Annotated in this window: 18 protein-coding genes, 1 tRNA gene and 1 pseudogene; 10 read left to right on the top strand and 10 right to left on the bottom strand. The window is 61.9% G+C overall.

The window, feature by feature from the left end:
- Positions 1-135 precede the first annotated feature (135 nt).
- Positions 136-954: an undecaprenyl-diphosphate phosphatase gene (locus tag ACQ5SP_RS11505; protein WP_430938512.1), complete on the top strand. Its 819-nt coding sequence runs from the start codon at positions 136-138 to the stop codon at positions 952-954.
- A 3-nt stretch (positions 955-957) separates the two neighbouring features.
- Here the strand turns inward: ACQ5SP_RS11505 and ACQ5SP_RS11500 are convergent, their stop codons facing one another.
- Entirely contained in the window at positions 958-1941 is a 984-nt protein-coding gene (locus ACQ5SP_RS11500) for a complex I NDUFA9 subunit family protein (RefSeq protein WP_430938511.1), read from the bottom strand.
- A 136-nt stretch (positions 1942-2077) separates the two neighbouring features.
- On the opposite strand from ACQ5SP_RS11500, the gene ACQ5SP_RS11495 reads away from it, so the two are divergent.
- The 6 genes and pseudogenes from ACQ5SP_RS11495 to ACQ5SP_RS11470 all read left to right on the top strand — a co-directional run bounded on the left by ACQ5SP_RS11495 (position 2078) and on the right by ACQ5SP_RS11470 (position 6571).
- A tRNA-Leu gene (locus ACQ5SP_RS11495) sits at positions 2078-2164 on the top strand.
- A 410-nt stretch (positions 2165-2574) separates the two neighbouring features.
- Positions 2575-2733 (top strand): annotated as a pseudogene (locus tag ACQ5SP_RS11490) (integrase core domain-containing protein); the annotation flags it as partial.
- Between the two features lie 118 nt (positions 2734-2851).
- The gene (locus tag ACQ5SP_RS11485) at positions 2852-4285 is read left to right on the top strand and encodes a pyridoxal phosphate-dependent decarboxylase family protein (protein WP_430938510.1); all 1434 of its coding nucleotides are present in this window, start codon (positions 2852-2854) and stop codon (positions 4283-4285) included.
- Positions 4286-4705: 420 nt separating this feature from the next.
- Positions 4706-5131: an ester cyclase gene (locus ACQ5SP_RS11480; RefSeq protein WP_430938509.1), complete on the top strand. Its 426-nt coding sequence runs from the start codon at positions 4706-4708 to the stop codon at positions 5129-5131.
- Positions 5132-5312: 181 nt separating this feature from the next.
- Positions 5313-5738, top strand: a complete 426-nt coding sequence (locus tag ACQ5SP_RS11475) for a hypothetical protein (RefSeq protein ID WP_430938508.1) — start codon at positions 5313-5315, stop codon at positions 5736-5738.
- 197 nt (positions 5739-5935) lie between these two features.
- The gene (locus tag ACQ5SP_RS11470) at positions 5936-6571 is read left to right on the top strand and encodes a glutathione S-transferase family protein (protein WP_430938507.1); all 636 of its coding nucleotides are present in this window, start codon (positions 5936-5938) and stop codon (positions 6569-6571) included.
- 191 nt (positions 6572-6762) lie between these two features.
- On the opposite strand, the gene ACQ5SP_RS11465 is transcribed toward ACQ5SP_RS11470, so the two are convergent.
- From ACQ5SP_RS11465 to ACQ5SP_RS11435, 7 genes are all read right to left on the bottom strand, one after another.
- Entirely contained in the window at positions 6763-7020 is a 258-nt protein-coding gene (locus ACQ5SP_RS11465; protein ID WP_430938506.1) for a hypothetical protein, read from the bottom strand.
- Between the two features lie 267 nt (positions 7021-7287).
- Positions 7288-8463, bottom strand: a complete 1176-nt coding sequence (locus ACQ5SP_RS11460; RefSeq protein ID WP_430938505.1) for a CynX/NimT family MFS transporter — start codon at positions 8461-8463, stop codon at positions 7288-7290.
- A 360-nt stretch (positions 8464-8823) separates the two neighbouring features.
- Positions 8824-9687 (bottom strand): GNAT family N-acetyltransferase, encoded by an 864-nt coding sequence (locus ACQ5SP_RS11455; protein ID WP_430938504.1) that lies wholly within the window; start codon positions 9685-9687, stop codon positions 8824-8826.
- The gene (locus ACQ5SP_RS11450; RefSeq protein WP_430938503.1) at positions 9684-10454 is read right to left on the bottom strand and encodes a gamma-glutamylcyclotransferase; all 771 of its coding nucleotides are present in this window, start codon (positions 10452-10454) and stop codon (positions 9684-9686) included. Before ACQ5SP_RS11450 ends, ACQ5SP_RS11455 begins: the two co-directional genes overlap by 4 nt.
- A complete protein-coding gene (locus ACQ5SP_RS11445; protein WP_430938502.1) occupies positions 10442-11506 on the bottom strand; it encodes a dipeptidase in 1065 nt (354 codons plus the stop codon). The genes ACQ5SP_RS11450 and ACQ5SP_RS11445 overlap by 13 nt, the downstream gene beginning before the upstream one ends.
- Positions 11503-12246: a gamma-glutamylcyclotransferase gene (locus ACQ5SP_RS11440; protein WP_430938501.1), complete on the bottom strand. Its 744-nt coding sequence runs from the start codon at positions 12244-12246 to the stop codon at positions 11503-11505. Before ACQ5SP_RS11440 ends, ACQ5SP_RS11445 begins: the two co-directional genes overlap by 4 nt.
- Positions 12247-12546: 300 nt before the next feature.
- Complete coding sequence (locus ACQ5SP_RS11435) at positions 12547-13341, bottom strand: alpha/beta fold hydrolase (protein ID WP_430938500.1); 795 nt, start codon at positions 13339-13341, stop codon at positions 12547-12549.
- 1304 nt (positions 13342-14645) lie between these two features.
- Here ACQ5SP_RS11435 and ACQ5SP_RS11430 point away from each other — a divergent pair.
- The gene (locus ACQ5SP_RS11430) at positions 14646-14831 is read left to right on the top strand and encodes a hypothetical protein (RefSeq protein ID WP_430938499.1); all 186 of its coding nucleotides are present in this window, start codon (positions 14646-14648) and stop codon (positions 14829-14831) included.
- 11 nt (positions 14832-14842) lie between these two features.
- On the opposite strand, the gene ACQ5SP_RS11425 is transcribed toward ACQ5SP_RS11430, so the two are convergent.
- Positions 14843-15880 (bottom strand): alpha/beta hydrolase, encoded by a 1038-nt coding sequence (locus ACQ5SP_RS11425; protein WP_430938498.1) that lies wholly within the window; start codon positions 15878-15880, stop codon positions 14843-14845.
- Positions 15881-16171: 291 nt separating this feature from the next.
- Here ACQ5SP_RS11425 and ACQ5SP_RS11420 point away from each other — a divergent pair, with 291 nt between their 5' ends.
- Positions 16172-17845 carry an alpha/beta hydrolase gene (locus tag ACQ5SP_RS11420; protein WP_430938497.1) on the top strand — a complete coding sequence of 558 codons (1674 nt, stop codon included), beginning with the start codon at positions 16172-16174 and terminating at the stop codon, positions 17843-17845.
- Between the two features lie 47 nt (positions 17846-17892).
- Here the strand turns inward: ACQ5SP_RS11420 and ACQ5SP_RS11415 are convergent, their stop codons facing one another.
- The gene (locus ACQ5SP_RS11415) at positions 17893-18672 is read right to left on the bottom strand and encodes a transglutaminase-like cysteine peptidase (protein WP_430938496.1); all 780 of its coding nucleotides are present in this window, start codon (positions 18670-18672) and stop codon (positions 17893-17895) included.
- 220 nt (positions 18673-18892) lie between these two features.
- Here ACQ5SP_RS11415 and ACQ5SP_RS11410 point away from each other — a divergent pair, with 220 nt between their 5' ends.
- Entirely contained in the window at positions 18893-19927 is a 1035-nt protein-coding gene (locus ACQ5SP_RS11410) for a zinc-binding dehydrogenase (RefSeq protein WP_430938545.1), read from the top strand.
- Positions 19928-20636 lie beyond the last annotated feature (709 nt).

Genomic DNA, 20636 nt, shown 5'->3' with positions numbered 1-20636 from the left:
AGAAATATTCGGCCCCTGCCGCAAATGCGCCCGCCAGCGTCGCAAATTTAAGTCAGGATGACTTACATTTTACGGAACTTCCCTTTCCAGAGCCAACGGTTAGCGTGCAGGAGAGAGAATCAGGGCCTCCGCCAAATGACATTGTTCCACCTTTTCCTCGTCGCGGTCATCCAGGGACTGACGGAATTCCTGCCGGTCTCGTCGTCGGGTCACCTGATCCTGCTGCCGCAGCTCTCGGGGCTGGAAGACCAGGGGCAGGTCATCGACGTCGCCGTGCATGTGGGCACGCTGGCCGCGGTCATCCTCTATTTCCGCCGGGAGGTGGGCGAGGCCCTGTCGGGGCTTCCACGGCTTCTGTCCGGGCGGGTCGATACGCCCGGGGCGAGGCTCGCGTTCCTGCTCGGGGTCGCGACGGTGCCGGTTGTGATCCTCGGGCTGATCCTGAAGCTCACCGGACTCGACGACGCGATGCGCAACATCACCGTGATCGGTGTCACCATGCTGGTCTTCGGGCTGGTGCTCTACTGGACGGATCAGCGGGGCGGGCAGAACAAGACCGCGGCCGACTGGACCCTCGGCGACGCGGTGAAACTCGGACTCTGGCAGGCCGTGGCGCTGATCCCGGGCACGTCGCGATCCGGCATCACCATCTCGGGCGCGCGGGCGATGGGCTACGCGCGCCACGACGCGGCGAAGCTCGCGATGCTGATGTCGATCCCGACCATCGCGGCCTCGGGCGTCCTGCTCGGGGCAGAGGTGGTCGCGACGGCCGACGGCCAAGCCGCCCGCGACGGCGCCATCGCGGCCGTGATGGCCTTCGCGGCCGCGCTTGCCGCGCTCAGCTTCATGATGCGCCTGCTGAGATCGGTGAGCTTCACGCCCTACGTGATCTACCGGGTGATCCTGGGCCTCGTGCTGCTGGCGATCGCATGGGGCGGCGGCGGCACCGCCTGACGCTCAGGTCTTGAGGTTGCGCGCCGACTCGCGCAGCGCCGTGTACTGGCCGGCCGGTCGCAGGCTGTAGAGATAGCTTTCCAGGACCGCTTCCATCGCGGTGGGCTCGATATCGAGATCGGCCAGCGTACGCGCATCCGCGGCCACCACGTTGTCGGTGCCCAGCTGCCTGACCTGGTCGCGCGTCAGCACCCCGTTGTGGAACAGCCCGAGCGTGGCCGCCTGCAACCCGTCGAGCACCGTCGCCATGATTCGCGCCGCCCAGAACGGCATGTTCACGAGCAGCCGGCGGCGGCGGACGACCTGCAGCATCGTCTGCATCAGCTCGCGGAAGCTGGCCACCCTGGGGCCGCCAAGTTCGTAAATGCCGGGCGCGGCCTCGCCCAGGGCGCCCTTGGCGGCGGCGGTCGCGACGTCTTCGACATAAACCGGCTGGAACTTCGTGTCGGCGCCAACCAGCGGCAGCACCGGCGTGAAGCGCGCCATGTTGGCGAACCGGTTGAAGAAGGCATCCTCGTGACCGAACACCACCGAGGGGCGCAGGATCACGGCCTCGGGGAAGGCCTCGAGGATCGCCGCCTCGCCGGCGGCCTTCGTCTGGGCGTAGCGGCTCTCGCTTTCGCTGTCGGCCCCGATGGCCGAGATATGCACGAGCCGAGCCGCGCCTTCCTCGGCGGCGATCCGCGCGATGCGGCCGGCGCCAAGCTCCTGCACGGCCTCGAAATTGTTCTTGCCGCCGGCATCGAAGGTGCCCACGCAGTTGATCACCGCGTCGGCCCCGTGGATGACCTCACGCACGGACCGGTCGTCGCGGATATTGGCAAAAACCGGCACCACCTGTCCGACCACGCCATAGGTCCGCACGAAGATCGCCTCGTTCGGGCGGCGCACGGCGACCCTGACGCGCCAGCCGGCACGCGCCATGCGCTGCGCGATGTAGCGCCCGACGAAGCCCGAGCCCCCGAAGATCGTGACCAGTTTCGACATGGCACCCTCCTGATCCGGTGTTGTCCCGTGTCCTACCTGCCCGCAACGCACCGGACAAGGCGCAAATCGCTTTCCGCGTCACGGAGGCCGTTGACACCGCCCGCGGGCGGGTTTACATGCCGGCGTCACGACACCGGCCCAGGTGGCGGAATTGGTAGACGCGCTAGCTTCAGGTGCTAGTTTCCGTATGGAAGTGGAGGTTCGAGTCCTCTCCTGGGCACCATTTCCCGACACGTATCGAAGACCCTGATGGGAACCGGCGTCTAGCGGACGTGCCGGGGCCGTTTCGGGGTCATACTGTCGTCGCAATCGAACTTTGTCACGCCAGGTCCGGACAGGCCTGTGCGCGTGTCCCCGGGCACCGTATCGCGGGGTGAGATCATCTTGGCCGAAACGGTGCGGAAGCCTCCGCGATGCGTGTTCCGCCGCCCGAACGGGTCCTTCCGGTACAAGAAAGACGTGCCCAAGTGGCTCGTCGGCCTCCCGGGAAAGCAAACCCTCTAACGCCAGCTCGGCAACAGCTACGCGGAGGCGATGAAGGCCTTCCCGTATTTCCATGCGCGAATCGGGCCGATCTTCGAGGTAGAGCGCAAGAAGACCAACCGGGACCAGGAGATCTAGCTGGCCAAGAGCCTCAAGGGTGAGGTCTTCGACAGCCTTCGCGAAGCTCAGATCCTGATCGAACACTGGCGCAGGCACTACAACACAACTCGCTCCCACAGTGCCCTCGGATTCCGCCCACCTGCACCCGAGAGCATCGTCCCAGTGGATCAGAGGCCTGTCATGCACTAAAAAACAAACCGGACCACTCGGTGGGGGCAGCCCACGGCAACCCTGCGGCAAGTCTCGGCTAAAGACCGCTCAAGAATCTGCTATTGTTCGCGGATCAGAAGTCGGGGGAGACGGAAGCATGGACGACGCGCCGCTAAAGCCGACTGGCCTGAGTGATAGCCAGAGGCGGGCCATCGATGTGGCGGCCAAGGCAGCAAAAGCGTACCGGGATCAACTGCCGTCCTTGCCAGCCAGACCGACACTCGGTCTTGACGAGGCAGTTAGTCGTTTCTTGGTGCCGCTCGCGGATGCTGGGACGCCCGAAGACGAAGTCATCGAACAGATACTCGAAAACGCCGAGGGCGGTCTGCACAAAATGGTCGGAACAACCTTCTTCGGCTACGTCTGCGGCAGTTCTCACCCTGTCGGCGTCGCCGCCGACTTTCTCGTCTCCGCCTGGGGGCAGAACGCCGGGTCTGCGTTTGAGACACCCGCAATCACCGGCATGGAGCGTGCTGTATGCGATTGGGTCATCGACCTGCTCCGCCTTCCCTCTGGCAGTGGGGCGGGAATTGTCACGGGCGGTTCGGTTGCCAACATGGTGGGGGTCATGGCTGCGCGGCACGCCCTCCTTACCGCGCAGGGCTGGGATGTGGAGGCTAAGGGGCTTTTTGGCGCGCCCGAGTTTCCTGTCCTGATTGGAGATGACGCGCATTCCGCTCCCCTCGCCGCGCTACGCTACGCAGGGCTGGGGGCGGATTTCGCGGTACGTGTCCGCACGGACGCGCAGGGGCGGATCGAGCCGGAGGCTTTTCGGAGCGCTCTCGGGCGCTGCACGGCGCCCCCGCTCGTGATCTTACAGGCCGGACAAATCAATACCGGCTCGTTCGATCCCTTCGACGAACTGATTCCGCTCGTGCACGACAAGCAGGGGTGGGTCCATGTCGATGGGGCTTTCGGCCTTTGGCTCGCAGCAGTGCCGGACCTTGCCCCTCGCCTAGCGGGAGTCACGCTCGCGGACAGCTGGGCGGTGGATCTGCACAAATGGTTGAATGCGCCTTACGATGCTGGCGTTGCCATCGTGCGAGACAGAGGCTCGCTGGTCTCGGCCATGTCCGCCCGGGGAGCCTATCTTCCGGATCTAACGGCGCATTGGGAGCCACCGGATTCTACGCCAGAGCTTTCCCGGCGGGCGCGGGGTGTCCCGAGCTACGCAATCTTGCGGCATCTTGGGCGCGAAGGAGTCGAAGAGATGATAAAGCGCCATTGCTATTTGGCGCAGTCGATTGCCGACACGGTCTCGGCCGAGCCCGGACTCACGGTTCTCAACGAGATCCACAGCAATCAGGTGGCAATCACTTGCGGTGAGGGACCTTACGGCGACTCGCTCACGCAACGTGTTCTGAAGAGGGTGCATGATCAGGCAAGGGTCTATCCGAGCCATGGCGCCTGGGCAGGACGCCGGATCATTCGCGTTTCCGTAATTGGATATGCCATGCAACAAGAGGATGCTGATCTTCTGTCATCGGAAATCATCTCTGCACATCGATGGTGTCTGGAGCACCCTGAGTAGCGATCGGCTGCATCGCTTCATCTCTTTGCGTTGCAACACGAGGCTGCGGCATAGCGCGCATGGGATATTAATCGCTCTGGGCCAACCACGTCAGAGCTTTGCATTGCCCAAAGGTCCGCTTAGTCCCGCACATGAGACGTCATGCTGCTGTGCCGCGAACGGCCGGTTCCAATCTGGCCAATCTCGCATCTCCCGGACGACCGCCTTCTAGAAACTGAGCTGCGCTGCAGCGATGAGGTCGCAGTCAGATAGTGTCTCGAGACATAAGATGCCGCAGGCCCATCCGGCCGGTTCGTCCGCAAGGCGGACCTTCGGCCTGATTGGATGGATGACCGGTCGGAGCCCGAAGCTCACTTAACAGTGTACCAACAACGGTCGGCTGCTAATGTCGACTGAACGACGCACAAAAGGATCAAGGCAATGCACCCTACTGAAAAGGTCGTTCGACAGTTTCACGAGTCTTGGGATATGCGCGACCCTGATCGTGGCGCAGAAGTTATTGCTGAAGACTGTGCCTTTGAGGATATTGCCCGCGGCGAGAAGCTGCCGGGGAAGGAAGCTTACAAGGCCGACTACTATCGCTGGCGCGAGGCATTCCCGGATGGATTGTGCAAAGTCGAAAACGTCATAGTCAGCCAGGACGGACAATGGGCGACGGTCGAGTTTCGCAACACGGGCACGCATACCGGGGTTCTGCGCTCCAGCCTTGGAGATTTTCCACCGACGGGTAAGCAGGCTGAGGTCCGGTATTGTTCAGTGATGCGCGTCAAAGACGGCATGGTCGTGGAGGGCCGAGATTACTACGACAGCGCCACTATCGCTCGACAGCTAGGACTTGTCGACTGATCGACCGGGTTAGCTGTTTCCCCTTACATGTGATGGACCTCGCATGACGCAAGCTTCGAAGCCGTTCCGCCCTATATCGCCGGCGTTGGTCTGATTTTGCGCAGTGACCGGGATGAGGCCGTAGTAGACGTTTCGCAGGCTGACTATCTTGATAGCGCCGGTTGGCTTCGGGGGCGAGACAGTGGACGAACAACTGATCTACCGGGCATCAGAATTGGTAGACGTTACCTGGCGGCCAGACCTCTCGGCAGTCTATCTTAAATGGTTCAGTGAGTATGACGAAGGAACAGGTGTCCGTGACGCCGTCATGGCAGCCCTGACTTGGGTTCGCGGAAATAGAGTTGAACACTGGGTGGTAGACGTATCCACCTCATCGCGGTCGCTTTCGGCAGCAGACTACCAGTGGGTAAGCAGCAACGAGTTTCGTTCATTCATATTGAATTCGCCGCTCCGTAGATTTGTTCTAATTCCGCCACTGCCGGAATCGGGACAAGACGACAGCTGGGTCGCGGATTGGGAGGCGAACACGCTTGCCAATTTTGGTGATCGCGTAAGCGCCAAAGTCTGCAAGAGCGGTGAAGAGGCTCGGCGGTTCCTTACCGCCTGAAAGCGGAAGCAAAAATTCATCCGCGCAGACGAAACGAAGGTCAGCACGGCAGAAATGTCCGCATAGCGGACGCTCGGCTGATTTCGATCGATGACCGGTCCGAGCCCACGTAAGTAATGTGCCTTTGGCCGAGCCAAGCTAAGTTGTCAGATACTCAGATACTTTCATCTGCTCTAGCCAGCCGACAGGAGGCGACCATGGCCAGCACACCCAAGCTTTTTGGTTTCGACGGCTCGACCTATGTACGCACCGTAAAGATGGTCCTGCGGGACAAGGGCATCGATTACGATCAGGACCAGATCAACGTGCTTGAGGGTGAGCCAAGGCAGCCCGAACACTTGGAACGCCACCCCTTTGGAAAGGTGCCTGTTCTGGACATCGACGGTCTTCGCATACGCGAGACTGACGCAATCTGCCGCTATCTCGAGGAGACGCGTCCGAAGCCTGCGCTGATGCCTGATAACCCAGAGCAACGGGCGTTGATGAATGAGGCAATCAGCTTGATCAATTCGTATGGCTACGGCGCTCTGGTTGGCGTCGCCGGCTATCATCTCTTTCCAGATTTTATCGGCGGGCAGAATGAAGAGGCGCGCGCCAATTGCCTCGAGAATTCAATAACGCTGATGGCGCTCCTGATGGAAAACAAGGGAAACGCCAAATGGCTGGCTGGCGACGAGCCCAGCCTAGCGGACTACTTCCTTGCCCCGATCATGTTTTATGTGTCGCTTACACCCGATTCCGAAGTCTTGCTAAATGTGCCGGGTGTCTCCGAATGGTGGGCCGCGATGCAGGAAATTGAGACCTTCACGGCGACTGAACCGGACTTGGGCTAGACGATCAAAACCGGGTATCGGCATCTGCCCAAGTCCGGTTCAGTCGCACGGGCGCCGTATGGATCAGGGCGCGTTACGAGGCAAAACACGCGCTTCGCGAAAAAAGTCGTGCTTGATCGCCGACTATAAAGAGATCGTCCGCAAAATGCCCCGGCCATCGAGGCCGGGGCGCAACTCAAGGTCTCTTGGGACTAGATTTCGTTTCGGAATTCCGCGCGGCGAAAGACTGCGAGCGTCGCTATCAGGCCCGCGATGATCAGCACGTGGGCAACCAGGGAGACGCCGAAAACCATGAAGCTGCCGACGGCCACGGCAAAAATTGCGCTCCACATCCAGGCGAGCACCTGCATCACCATGTGTGCCGTCATCAGGGGAAAGAAGCGGAGCGGGTTCTTGGACTCATCCATAACCGCGTCCCAGCTGTTTTTAACAACCCTTTTGTCAATCATGTCATTTACCTCCTTGTGGGGGTGGATTACGCGACCTCAAGACGGGCAGATCATTATCGCTGCCTTGTGAGCACTCACCATCTCGTGAGCGTGGGGCATGTCGAGGCCTGCATCGCATCGGCACAATGCGGGTGACAACTTGCGCAAGCTGGCCGCGATGGGCCCGTCGCAAACTGATTACAGCGAGAGACGCTTTACCGCGCGCGATCCACTCCGCTGGGCAATTCGCCCGATGAACCGGGCGCTAGCACAGCAGTGCCACGAAGATCATGGCCGGGACTTTAACGCATTGGCGGTCCTCTTGAACGCGACGAGCGCCACGCAACACACAGCGATCATTGCAGCCCCAAAGTAGAACGTCGTCTTTGCAGTCCCTGACAGGTCAGAAAGCAGACCGCCCACTATCGGGGCGAATACGACACCAACGTAGAAGAGCGTGAAGAACACGCCCATCCCCAGCGCTCTGTTGCCAGGATCGAGAACACTGGCTGGCAGGCTCATGATGGGACCGGCTGGAATCCCGGCGAAAACACCCAAGAGCACAAGTAGCAGCAAGACCTGCTCCGTATTCGGTGCGACGCAGAGGCAGAGTCCAAACGCCACAAACCCAAGGATCATGACTGCGTCTCTCTGCCCGAACCTGTCGGCGAGAAATCCGCCCAAGGGAAGCGAGAGCGCAACCAACCAGAGCACGATGCTCGTTGATGCGCTGGCGCGCGCGAGGGTCCAGCCCTGCTCTACCAGCATTGCCGGTCCAAACCCGAAGACCATACCCAAAGCGCCATTGTACAGGCCCCAGATGGCGCCCGCGAGGATGACGGCCTTCATCTTCGGCCCCGCCAATCTTGTGGCTTCGACAGTATGCGTATCGGGCTGGACGGCGGCGCGCGTTCCCAAAAGGAACAGAACCAAACCAGCCAGCGTCGTGACGGCCACCAGCGTTTGTGCGACCTGCGGATCACCCGGATTGCCGACGAGCGGCAGGAAGAGAAGAGCTGCAGCAATTCCCACGGGCCACGAGTTCACGAATATTCCCATGGCCGTCGCGATTTCGCGCCCGGCGAAATGATCTGTCACGACCTTGGACATCAGAACGTTCAGCAACACGCCTCCGGTGCCCGCTATGAAACGCCCAAGGATCTGCCCTTCCCATGTCTGCACAAGGATCATGGAGAGTGCACCGGCAAGCATGAGCGCCATGCCAAACGCAATGACCCGTCGATCGCCGAAACGACGTCCGATAGCACCTCCCGGCAAGGCGATTGCCAGGCCAGGCGCAAGATAGAGCCCGATAAGAAGACCGATGTCGGCAAGTGCGACGTCGAAACGAGCCATGAAGGCGGGCGATAGGGCGGCAACTGATTGAAACTGGAACGCCATGGCGACACGCCCGGCGAACAGGACCGACAACACGAACCAGCGATTGGCAATCAAACGGTCCAAACGGGGCTTTCGCTTCTGGATTTCCGTGTTTGCAACTCTTCGGCACCACGTCCCGTATTGCAAGAAGTGGATGCGCAAGCGGCGCCGAGGCCAGCCGCTGACACGTGAAACAACGTCTGACTTCTCAAGCTGAGCCAGCATCCGAAGAGGATCGGCCAATAACCGCTCCGAGCCTAAGGCGGACCTACCAAAAAATGCGGGATTCTTCATTAACGGCGGGTTGGCTCCCGATCGCCGCATACTTTCCAAGGTCAGCCTCGTGATCCGCACCATGCGCGCAGCGCACGGGACCTGCCTCGCGCCAGTGGGCCAGGCCGTCCCCAGAAAGAGCACGTCCCGCGGATCACATCGGTTCGACGGTTACTTCGTAACCTGGCCGGCGCCTAGAACTTCGGGTGCGATGGCCAGCAGGATCTGGAATTCTGTAGGCCTGAGGCCAAGCTTGGAACACAGCGCCTCCGAAGGCCTGTTCCCGGGTCGGACCCCGGTGAATACCTCTCCAATCCCGTGGCGTTCATTCATCTCGATCAGCGCGCGCGCGCCGAGATGAAGCGCAATGCCCGCTCCCCGTCGATCGGGCGTCGTGGCCAGCATGCCCCACCACGCGCAGCCGGCCCGCGCATGGGCCGGGTGAAACGCGGCAACTGCGGCCGAGGTGCCGACCACGCTCCCGGAAGAATCTTCCGCGTAAAGGCACACAGACGGCCGGTGGACGCCGCGCATGAAAGCACCGTTCGGCAGCAGCACCTCGCAGGCCTGCGTGACCGCGTCCAGACCCTGCATCGTCTCCGATGACGTGTTGGCGTCCACCGCGCGCAGCGTGAGGTCCATTGGCAGTGGACGCTCCTCCAGAACGCCTCGGGCCGCACCCAGCGCACTGGCCTCGCCGCGCCATTCCACGTAGAAGTCGGTAGTCAGGCCGGCGGCTTCGAGCGCTCTCCTGCGCCAAGGGACATCTTCTTCGGGTACGGCTTCGCACGCACAGACACCAATTAGTTTCGCCACCGCTATTTGGTCTGCAACGTTTTCTGCAGTCGGGTCCGCGAGCGCAATCGCGCGGCCATGGCTCTGGAAGCGCGGGTCGTCCTTGACGATCCGCCAAAGGAAGTCGGAGCGTCGCTGAAGCTCCTGCTGGCCGTGACTTCCGAAGAATTCCCCGTCGCCCGTCAATCCGGAGGGAATGCGGTCTTTCCCACCCGAGAAGTTTTCTTCCTTTTCGTTCATCTTCGTCTCCCCGGGTCAACTGGATCGCCCATCTCCGGTCGCGAATGACACCCAGGTATCTGATGCGGAAGCCTTTCGCGACGCTCAGCCACCATTTCCTGCAATCGCCAGAGGTGGAGGTCATGAACGCCGGCCCGTTCGAGTTCTATGACCGTTTTCAGGAGATACGCCGCCATCGTGCCAAGATGACCGACCGCCGAGGCGAGCATGTCGGCAAGCTCTTCGATGTCGGGCTTGGGCCTGTAGAGGGAAAACCCCGGGTGCGCGGCGAACAAGATCGCCTGCGCAGGGCCTGCGTCGGTTTCGGCGACGACGCGCTCTGGCGGTACCGGGGGTTCCTTTTGAAGGAGGCTGACGAGGGCCGCATGTGCGTCGTCGCCCGGATCCATCCTCGAGGCAACGCCCGTGCAATTTCCGCCGCGGTCAAGCGACATCATAAGCCCCGGCGTCGCGTGTGATCCGCGGGAGCCGCGATCCATGAGACAAAAGGCGCGGCGCCAACCCTTCAGGAAAGCGGTCCTGCGCTCGGCCACCTCCATGCGCGGGTTCCAGATGAGGAAGCCCGCGGCAAAGACCCAGACGGAGCCGGGCGGATCACCCCGATCAAGGATCTCCGCGGCCGTCCGATCGTGATAGTCCGGATCGGGGTCATCGAGCAGGATCGGTCCACGTTCGTCAGAGCGGGGCGGCGGCCGGTCGACAAGAGCGCGGGTAAGTCTCCGGGCCCGGAGCATGGAGTTACTTGCAGCCATCGTCACTTCAGGCACCGCTCGAGGCAGGCGAGCCAGTTGTCCCGCGCCAGCTTGCCGATCAGCTCGTCGTCGTAGCCGTGGGCGCGCATGGCATCGAACAGGTGCGGCACGCCGGTGACGTCACCGATCAGGTCAGGCAATACGCAGCCATCGAAGTCCGAACCGAGTCCGACATGATCTTCGCCGACCTCGGAGATCAGGTGGTCGAGATGCCGGAGCATCACGTCCCAGCCGGTGTCGGTCGATGCAGTCCCATCTGCATTCAGGTAGAAGGTGGCGAAGTTAAAACCCACCATCCCGCTGCGTTCGCGGATCATGTGCAGCTGGCGATCGGTCAAGTTGCGCGGGCTGTCGCAGAGCGCATGCGCGTTGGAATGGGTCGCCACCAGCGGCGCCGAGGTTATTGCCGCCACATCGTCGAAGCCCTTTTCGTTGAGATGAGACAGGTCGATCACGACACCGAGTTCGTCGCACAACCGCACGAGGTCTCGGCCAATGCCGGTGAGGCCCGGCCCAATATCCGGTCCGCCGGGAAAGGCCATGGGCACCCCGTGGCCGAAGATCGTATCGCGGCTCCAGACCGGCCCGAGCGAGCGTAGCCCGATCTCGTGAAACAGGTAGAGCGCGTCGAGATCGGGGCCGATCGCCTCCGCCCCTTCCATATGCATGACGCCGGCGATTGCGTCCTCGGCAATGGCGGTGCGTATCTCGGGGACGGTGCGGCAGACGCGGAAGTCCTCGGGAGCGGCCCGCGCCATCCAGTGCAGCAGCCCCGCCATCGCCAGTGCTGGCGGCTGTGCTGTGGCGTGCTCCATCGGCGGTGGCATGGGCAGAGCATAGGGCGGATCAGCCATCAGCGCCTTGAAGTCCGGCGGCGGACCCGAAGATACCGGTGGCACGAAGATCGCGAACAGCCCGCCGGCGAAACCGGACGCCTTCATCCGGGCCAGGTCGAGATGCCCCGCGCCGCCCGCGCCGAGCCAGGTTTCTTCCCTTGGGGCTGGAGACTTCCAGAGCCGCAACAAAAAGTCATTGTGCCCGTCGAAGAACGGGATCGGTTCGCTCATGGGCTCGGCTCCACTGCGTGGGTTTCAAGATAGGCGTCCACATCGCGCAACAGGGTCGAACAATGTGGATCTTCGATGCCGAGATGGGCGAAATGCTCGACGACGTTGACGAGGTAGTCGCGATTGCTGCCCAGAATGCCATGTCCGGTCGCAATATGGCGCACCTGGTCGCTATGCGGGATTTGCGGGTCGATATCGGGCGAGGCATGGTTCGCGAGAAAGGTCAGCGCCGCGACCTCTGTTTCGTCGAGACGGACCGTTACGAACTTTGCCAGATAAGCCGGGCCGATCATCTCGCGGCGAAACAAAATCTCGGTCTCGGCTCCTACCTCCGCCTCACGGATCCGGAAAGCCAGGCCCTCGCAGCCCTCGCCGCGGTCCAGGGCGGCCATAAGGCCAGGCGCTTCTTTCGATCCGCGCGCGCCTTCATCCTTGAGCATGAACCGCCGCGCATACCCGTCAAGATGGGCGCGGCGCACCTCCGCGAAGCGCAGCGCCGGGTCCCACATCAGGGAACCATAGGCGAAGACCCACAAATCTCCTTCACGGCCTGCAAGAGCCTTGGCACGGAGCGCCTCGCGTTCCGCATCCGTGTGAAACTTGGCGCGGAATTCTTCCATGTGCGGGTGCTCGGCGATCATCCCGTCGAGGGTAAAATCGCGGAAGAACGACGTCTCGGGACTCTTGATCCTGGCGCGCAACTCGGGGTGATGGGCGAAAGGATCGTGAGTGTCTGTCAAAGAGGGACTCCGGCAGTCGCGTCAGGGGTAAACACCATCCATATATCGATTTCGGCGATGATACCCGGAAATTCTTCTGACGCGGTCACCCGTTGCAATCCGGCCCCGGGCATTGAGCCCAGGTCCGGTTTTGGGCGTCTGAGCCATACAGGAATGGCGGAAACCAGCCACTAACTGCATCCTGCACTGAAATCGGCATTGGGCCGAGAGCGCCAGCCGACCCGGCGAAGGTCCGGAAGGTCCGCAAGGCGGACCTTGGGCCTGATTGGATCGATGACCGGTCCGAGCCCGTACCGGATCTCAAATCAGTGCGCGCTGAACGAGCGGATTGACCAGGTCAGGCTTGGTCAAAGCAGCCATATGCCCGCCTCGGTCAATCTGCTCGAACCTCCAATGGGGGATGTTTTCTCGCATCAGGACGATGATTTCGTCGATAGAACGCACAGTATCTTTCGCCGAGATGACAGTCGTTTGCCCGGGGAGGCTCTTCGCCCAATCGGAAAGGGGCGTGTGCTCGTTCATAACGCCGTCCCATTCATGGAAGTTCGGCTTCAGGGCGTCGATGAATTTATCTCGGCGGTCTTCTGGCATGGCCTCCCAGCTGCCTTCCCCGTTCCAGTAATTGGCGAATTCTGCGGCGGCGGTTTTCCAGGACCCTCGGCTTCCGTTCTCCTTGATGATGTCCCGCAGTCGGAGTGCTTCGCGGAAAGCTTCGCCCCGCCCATGCTGCTCGAGAAGGTAGAACGGGTTTGGTTCGATCAAAACGAGCCGACGAACTTGGCCCCGGAAAAGGGCCGCCGCCTTCATCGCGACACTGCCGCCGAAGGAGTGTCCGACAATCGAGACGCTGCTGCCATCGGCAGGCAGAAACGGTGCAACCAATTGTGCCTGATCTTCAAGTGACTGCTGTTTTTCCGTCGGCCACGGCGCGGTCTTGCCGTAGCCAAAAAGGTTGATCGCGACCAGGTGGCAGCGATGTGCGAGCACGGTCATCAAGCTTCGCCACTGGCGGGCACCGGCGACGCTCGAATGAAGAAGGATCACGGTTTCTCCTGAACCGGCCTCCAGGAAGTCTGGCTTCACCGTTCCGATCATGGCCTCCCCCGATCCGGGACGTCGTAAAGCATATCAGGATAATGGTGAGCCAATCGATCGCGAAAATTTGTCGTCGATATAGTGCTCCGGGGTCGGAATTATTCGGTGAGCAGGCATCCGGTCGGTTTCACTGCCTTGATCTGGGTCATGCTGTGCAAGCGTGTTTGGCTACGAACGGATTTCGGCCACTCTGGGCACGCTCGTCGGCTATGCCCGCTCTGTCCGCAGACCCGAAGTTCGCCCTGGTTCACCAAATGAACGCTTGCTAGCCCGGACCAGACCTTCGCGTCAGCGGAACGGATGACTGATTGGAGCCTTGTAAGGAGTGGGGTATTGGCCAGGGGCTCAGGCAACCGGAAATAAGGACCGTTTTCAGGACCGCTTTAGTAACCGAGTTCAACGTTAACGCCCCGGTAAATAATGGCTTTCTTGATTGTTTGATTGCCTCTCCCGGGAACCATTTCCCGACACGTATCGAAGACCCTGACGGGAACCGGCGTCTAGCGTACGTGCCGGGACCGTTTCGGGACCATGCTGTCGTCGCAACCGAACTTTGCAACGCCAGCTCCGGACAGTCCTATGCGCGTGTCCCCGGGCACCGTATCGCGGCGGGAGATCATCATGGCCGAAACGGTGCGGAAGCCTCCGCGATACGTGTTCCGCCGCCCGAGCGAGCCTTGGCAGACCGCCGTCACCGATCCCGGAGTGATTGGCTGGGGGTGGGTCTCGCCGGCGACCGTCCTGAAGGTGAGAGGGAAACCAAGAAAAGGACAATCCGGAAACGGCGCTTGCAGCACCACGCCACGGCTGCCTAATCTAAAACAGGAACCGGACCGGAGCCTCCGTTACGAAACAGCCTGCGATCCCCGGAAAGCTCCGGGGACAGGCCATCAGGACGAACGACGCTTGATCTATCGCGTTTCACATGAACCGCGTATCGGGACCCTCACGAATACCCGGAAACGATGTGAGCGACAAAAAAGAGAACACGATGACCCAAGCCGATACATCGGGCTGGCAGCGCCTCGATCACGCAGCCTTCGGGATAATTTACGGCACGATCATGGTGCTGAGCATCCTGCTTGCACAAGGCAGTTCCCCGGCCCCGCCGCTTGAGACGGCGGTCGTGTTGTTTGGTTCGGTGCTGGCTATCACGCTGGCAAAGACCTTCGCGGAGTTTCTCGGCCACGCGCTGGAGGCCAAGACGCGCATGACCCGGGACAGTTGGCGCGCAGCCTGGCGCCACAGCACGCCGACCCTGGCGGTGGCGAATTTTGCCCACGGCGCTGTTTCTGGCGGCTTGGATGGGCTGGATCGAGCCGGGCACCGCGTTGCTGGCGTCACATGTGCTGTGCATTGCGTTGCTGGCAACGCTGGGCGCGCGGGCGGGCTGGGTTCTGGATCATCGCGTTGTCCCGGCAATCCTTGGGGCGTTCTTCGTCGGCGGGATTGGCGCTGTGCTGTCGGTTGTCAAATACATCATCCACTGATCGCGGCACAATCAGTCCCGTGCGCCCGGCTTCAGGTGCCACAGATTGGCACCTTTCGCCACCAGGCCGCCGCGCGTCTCGGCCGGCTTCCCCTCGTTTAGAAGCTGCCGCAGGTCCGCGCCGACGTCGGGACTGTAGATATGGTAAAGATGCCCCGTCGGACCGTCGCTGGGCAGGTCGCTGAGATCGATCACCTCGACGCCCGGGATCCTGGAGACGTCGTTGCCTGACTGTCCAAGCCGCGCATAACCGTGGAGTTGCCTGGAAAGGGCCAGGGGCCTGTCCCCGCTTGCGGCATAAACGGAGATACTTTTCGCAACGGGTTCAATGCGAGGAAGCATGCGCGCGAAGATCTCGAAATCCATATCCGGTGCCAGAAGCACGATATGTCCGAGTTCGATGTTCGGCTGCCTGTTGGCCACCTCGTACAAGGCCAGAACCACGCCACGCGCCCCGAGGCTGTGACCGATCAAGTCAACCGCGCCTTCGCCGAATCGGCGCACCAGCTCGATGATCGTGTCCGCGAGATCGGGGACACTCCAGTACAGGTCGGACTCGTCATGGGTGTAGTAAGCGGCCGAGCCGTCCGAGGGCCAGCTGAACCACAGGAACCGCCCCGCGAGATCCGCGTTCTGCTGAAGAAGCGCCGCGCGGCGGCAGCCTTTCTCAAACCCGATGTAGTAGCCATGCACGAAAAGCGCGGGCCCGCGCGCCCCCGCCGTGGCTTCAAGCCCGTCAAGAATGACAGCGCTTTCCTTTTCCCAGACGTCCTCCACGCGCAGCAACTCTTCGCGCATGAAGTTCGGCGCGACGTCGGCGAGCGGCGAAAGCACCCCGAGGTCGAGCTCTTCGACCCGGCACAGGCCGGCTTTCAGATCACTTCGCTCGCTCCCGTAGATTTTTTCCGGCTCCAGTGATCCCGTGCGGTTGCGCAGCGTGAAAAAGGGAAATTCCATGGCGTGTATCTCCGGTTGCGCCAGATCCGCTTGCGCGAAAGACGGCACGGCGTACGCCCCTGCGAAAAACATTGAAACAAGGATGACGCCCATCTTGCGGGCCAGTTCGGCAAAAACCTGTCGCATTCGGACCCTATACATGAGCCACACCGCCCAAGGACAGAAAAACGCGACCTGGGGAGAACGTCCGCGACGGAGAGACCAGGGATGGAGGGCCGGGAGCGGGGGTGGATATGGACCTTCGCAACACACTGGTTTGGCGATAGGTTCGTCGCAACGCAGAAGGCATTAAGGTTGCCGCGATCCGAGACGGCATGTCTTACGGCAAGACGCATCGGCCCGGGGCAGAACCGACGCCTTGGCGCGCGTAAACGGGAGGTGTGCGTGAAAAAGAGCTTGTCCTGGGTATTCGGGCCTTTCTCGGTGCCTTGCCTGTTGCTCGGCCTGCTTTTCTTCGCCGCCTCGCTTACGCCATCGCTTATCCCGCGCGGGCCGGAGGTACAGGGTATTCTCGGGGGCCTCGTCACGGCGCTTGGGTATCTGATCGGGCAGATCGTCGCGCTGCTGTGGCGTGCGGCCGACATGCCGCGTCTCTCCGGGCGGCCGGCCTTGGGCCTGACATGGATCATTGCCGCCCCGATCATGGCATTCTTTTTCTGGGTCCTGGGATCCAGCCGGACCTGGCAGAACGACATCCGTCAAAAAATGGGCATGGACCCTGCCGATGCGCTCCATTTCGCGACGATCCTGCTCTTGGCCGTCGTGACCTTTGTCGTCGCTTTTGCCTTGGGGCGCCTTGTCGCCTCGCTGTTCCGCCTCGTGCGCGCCCGGCTTCTTCGGGTGATGCCGGCGCGCCGCGCAAACGTGCTGGGCTTCGTCGTTGTCGTTCTGTTTCTCGTGGTCGTGACGCGCGACGGCATCGTGGACCACGTGGTGACGGGCCTCGACGAAAGTTACGAAGCCGCCCAGGAACTTTTCGAGGACGCCCCCCCGCCACCGGACGGCCCGCACATGACCGGCAGCGTCGAGTCCCTGATCGACTGGGCATCCATAGGCAAGCCAGGACGGGACTTCATAACCTCCGGCCCCTCATCCGAGGATATCTCGGCCTTCACCGGTCGGCCCGCGCTTGATCCGATCCGCGTCTATGTCGGGCGTGCCAATGGCGGGACGCCACGGGCGCGCGCCGAATTGGCGCTGGCCGAGCTCATCCGGCAGGGCGCGTTCGAGCGCGAGGTATTGATCATGGCCAGCCCCACCGGCACCGGCTGGATGGACCCCGGATCCCACGATCCGGTCGAATACATGCATGGCGGAGACATCGCCACGGTCGCCGCGCAATATTCCTACCTGCAATCGCCGCTGGCGCTGATCCTCGAGACCCGTACAGGCCTGGAACAGTCGACCGCATTGCAGGAAGTGGTGCACGGCTACTGGAAGACACTGCCGGAGAATGCGCGCCCGCGCCTCTACGCCCACGGCCTGAGCCTCGGGGCCTGGTCGTCGATGCATGCCACGAACATTTTCCGCCTGCTCGACGATCCGATAGACGGCGCGTTCTGGGCCGGTCCGCCGTTCCCGTCGCGTTTCTGGAATTACGTGCAGAACCATCGAAATCCGGGAACGTCCTGGGTTCTGCCGCAGATCGGCGATGGCTCGCTCGTGCGCTACGCCTCTCACACGGCCGATGCCTCGGAGGCCGCGTCGGACTGGGGGGAAATGCGTATCGCGTTCCTGCAATACTCGAGTGATCCCGTGGTGTTCTACGATCCTTACTCGCTTTGGCGCGCGCCGCCATGGATGCGTGACCCTCCGGCCGAAGACATGACGGATCACTTCATCTTCGTACCTGTCGTGACGCAGTTCCAGCTTGCACTCGACATGGCGCTCTCTTTCGGCGCGCCCGCCGGACACGGCCATGCCTACTACGCGCAGGACTACATCGGTCCATGGGTCCAGGTCACGGCGCCTGAGACCTGGTCGCCAACGGACACCGAGCGCCTGAAATTGCATTGCGACAACGGCTTCCAGCAGGGCTGTTCGAACGGCGCGCAGTGATGTTGAAAACCACGGTGCCCTTGCCGGCCCGACACCGCTTGTTCAAATCACGGCAGCACCAGTCTGCTCGGCGGCGCCAGTGCCCTACCCAGCGACGATGTCGGCTGGTTCATGCTTCCGCGTCGCTGCATCGCATCGTCGACACGACCGCCGCGCATCACCATGAACCAGCGATGCGGCGCCTCGGGATCCTGAATACGCAGAAAAACGTAACCGGTTTCCGACCAGTGCAGGATCCGGTTCGACAGGTTGTCGAGCACGTAATCGCCCGAGGGGCGCCGGATGACCAGGACCGCATGCGAGCTCATCCTCGTATCCAGTACGGTGGCCAGCAGAAGCCGGGAAGGATCGATACCCTCCGCCAGAAGAAGACGCTTTTTCAAAAGCGCATAACCTTCGCAGTCGCCTCGCCCGGACTCGGGCAAGGTCCAGTATTCCTCCCGTCCATATTGTCGCTGGTCGGATTGAGACCTGATCTTGCGATTGACGTCGAGGTTGATCTTGCGGACGAACTCGATCGCGCGCTCGACCGGCAGGTTCTTTTGCGAACCGCGGCGGCAGGCCCAGCTATATGTCTCGCATAGGTTTTTGGCCCCGTCGGGCGGGGTGGTGGCCCGTACCATCGGCACATGCGCAGGCAGGGTGCGCAACTCCGCTTTCAGGATTGGTGCCCACGCAAAGGAAAACATGAGCGCGAGGGCCCATTTTAAAAAGTGGCCAGGAAATCTCATTTGCTCTCCAATGCGAAAAATCTTTTTAAGGATAGTCGAGAAACTAGGGCAATTCTCAACGCTGTCTCGCCCCAAAATGGGCGAGCTGAAATACATCCCCCCTGAACAAGAATTGGCCAGCGCAATCAATTCCAAGGTCCGAGTGGTCCATTTGGCAGGCTTCTGGCTGCAATCGCGAGACGGCCGCTCCGATCGCGCGGCACGCTCGCAAGCGACAGAAAGATCCCCCTGTGACGTCTCGACCTTGCCTATATGGTCCGATTGAGATGTGATGGCGGTTCCGGGGAGCATCCCCAATAAGAAACGTGGTTGGGCAATGCGCGCAGCAGTCATTCAGAACTTCAACGCAGACCTGTCGATCGAAACGGTCCCGGACCCAGCCTGCCCGGATAACGGCGTCGTGCTCGAGGTCGCTGCCTGCGGCGTGTGCCGGTCCGACTTTCATGGCTGGGTCGGCGCCCATCCGAAGGTCACGCGGGGTTCAATCCTCGGCCACGAGTATTGCGGGACGGTTGTCGAAGCCGGGGCGCGGGCAAAGCACAAGCCAGGCGACAAGCTGATCGCCCCGTTCATCCTGGGATGCGGCGAATGTCTCGCCTGCCAGACCGGCGCGTCGAACACCTGCGAAAACTCCGTTGTGCCCGGGTTCGGACCGCCCGGCGCCTACGCGGAATTCGTCGCCGTGCCCTTCGACCACAATCTCGTGCATCTGCCGGAAACGCTTTCGCCGGCCCTTGCGGCTGGATTGGGCTGCCGGGTCACGACGGCCTGGCACGCCCTGACCGACCGGGCCAATGTCCGAACGGGGGAATGGGTCGCCGTTCATGGCACCGGGGGGATTGGCCTGTCTGCCCTGCTGTTGGCCAAGATGCTGGGTGCACGGGTCGTGGTTGTCGATGTCGTTGAGGAAAAACTGACCCGTGCCCTGGAACTGGGCGCCGATGCTGCCGTGAACGCGTCGGACGGCGATGTCGCAGAGGCGATCCGCGACATCACCGGTGGCGGCGCGCAGGTCTCCATCGAGGCACTGGGGATCGCGGCCACGACGAACGCGTCGGTCGAGTGCCTGGCGACCCTTGGCCGGCATGTTCATGTCGGAATGCCGTCGGGCGATGGCTTCATGAACGTCAACATGCGGGCGATCTATTCCAAGCAACTGGCGTTCTACGGCACGCGCGGCATGCCCTCATGGAAGTATCCGTCGCTTCTGGGGATGATCGAGCGGGGCGACGTGGATCTGGGCCCGATGCTCGACAGGGAGATCGCGTTGTCCGCCGCCGGTGCTGAACTGCGCGCGATGAAGGGCCCGACACCCCCTGGAACGGCGGTCATAACCGACTTCACCCGGTAGGCTTTTCCCGTGGCGTGCACGGGTCTTCCGGACAGCGGTTCAGGGGATGGTTGGCGGACCCGGCAAGGCCTGCAAAGCCCGCACCGCGGTCATCCGGCGCGGATCGTCCGACGATCATGACTTGGCATCGTGGACGTCGCGAGATGACCGCTCCTTGCGCCCCGACCAGTGCAAGCACAAGCATCGTTTTCGGTATTGGCGCATCTTAAGCGCAGGGCCGCACAGATCGCGACGTCGGTAAGGGGCGCGCAAGGCACCCCTATTGCCCGCCGCGGGCCGATTGCGAACGGTGTGGACGATGCCCGCGCCTCCACAAGCGTTCCGCCAAGCTGTCCGCTCCGGGCCGGGGCGGTCTCGGAAGCCCTGTCGCCAACGGCGCCTCAACGGCGCGGGGGTGTCGGATTCCCCTCTGGTGATGAAGCCCACTTCACCAAATCGTTTACCTAAGCCGGTGGTCGAGGCTTCCGCTAACGCCCTGTCAAATGTTATACGAAAGTATCCGGCGGGGGTAGCGTGGCGCTTCGGCGACTAGCCTCCCCTACACGGATCATGTAGTTTTTCGGGTGATCTTGCGAAATCGCCCTTCAGTAAGGGTAACCGGGCAAGCCAGGAGTTTGGGTGAGGGGCTTGCCTTGTGGGTAAACGGTGACTGGCTTGCAAGTACGTGAAGTTGTCGACAGCTCCCTAGATCTGGATTTCAGCCTTAACG

It is taken from the genome of Rhodovulum sp. YNF3179 (assembly GCF_050586465.1).
Classification (GTDB): Bacteria; Pseudomonadota; Alphaproteobacteria; order Rhodobacterales; family Rhodobacteraceae; genus CAJXYS01.
Note: the sequence above shows the minus strand (reverse complement) of the source record. Positions and strands in the feature narration are given on the sequence as shown.

Coding starts and splice junctions, on each gene's coding strand:
- ACQ5SP_RS11505 (WP_430938512.1), top strand. CDS start 136: ATGACATTGTTCCACCTTTTCCTCGTCGCGGTCATCCAGGGACTGACG.
- ACQ5SP_RS11500 (WP_430938511.1), bottom strand. CDS start 1,941: ATGTCGAAACTGGTCACGATCTTCGGGGGCTCGGGCTTCGTCGGGCGC.
- ACQ5SP_RS11485 (WP_430938510.1), top strand. CDS start 2,852: ATGGACGACGCGCCGCTAAAGCCGACTGGCCTGAGTGATAGCCAGAGG.
- ACQ5SP_RS11480 (WP_430938509.1), top strand. CDS start 4,706: ATGCACCCTACTGAAAAGGTCGTTCGACAGTTTCACGAGTCTTGGGAT.
- ACQ5SP_RS11470 (WP_430938507.1), top strand. CDS start 5,936: ATGGCCAGCACACCCAAGCTTTTTGGTTTCGACGGCTCGACCTATGTA.
- ACQ5SP_RS11465 (WP_430938506.1), bottom strand. CDS start 7,020: ATGATTGACAAAAGGGTTGTTAAAAACAGCTGGGACGCGGTTATGGAT.
- ACQ5SP_RS11455 (WP_430938504.1), bottom strand. CDS start 9,687: ATGAACGAAAAGGAAGAAAACTTCTCGGGTGGGAAAGACCGCATTCCC.
- ACQ5SP_RS11445 (WP_430938502.1), bottom strand. CDS start 11,506: ATGAGCGAACCGATCCCGTTCTTCGACGGGCACAATGACTTTTTGTTG.
- ACQ5SP_RS11435 (WP_430938500.1), bottom strand. CDS start 13,341: ATGATCGGAACGGTGAAGCCAGACTTCCTGGAGGCCGGTTCAGGAGAA.
- ACQ5SP_RS11430 (WP_430938499.1), top strand. CDS start 14,646: ATGGGCTGGATCGAGCCGGGCACCGCGTTGCTGGCGTCACATGTGCTG.
- ACQ5SP_RS11425 (WP_430938498.1), bottom strand. CDS start 15,880: ATGGGCGTCATCCTTGTTTCAATGTTTTTCGCAGGGGCGTACGCCGTG.
- ACQ5SP_RS11415 (WP_430938496.1), bottom strand. CDS start 18,672: ATGTATTTCAGCTCGCCCATTTTGGGGCGAGACAGCGTTGAGAATTGC.
- ACQ5SP_RS11410 (WP_430938545.1), top strand. CDS start 18,893: ATGCGCGCAGCAGTCATTCAGAACTTCAACGCAGACCTGTCGATCGAA.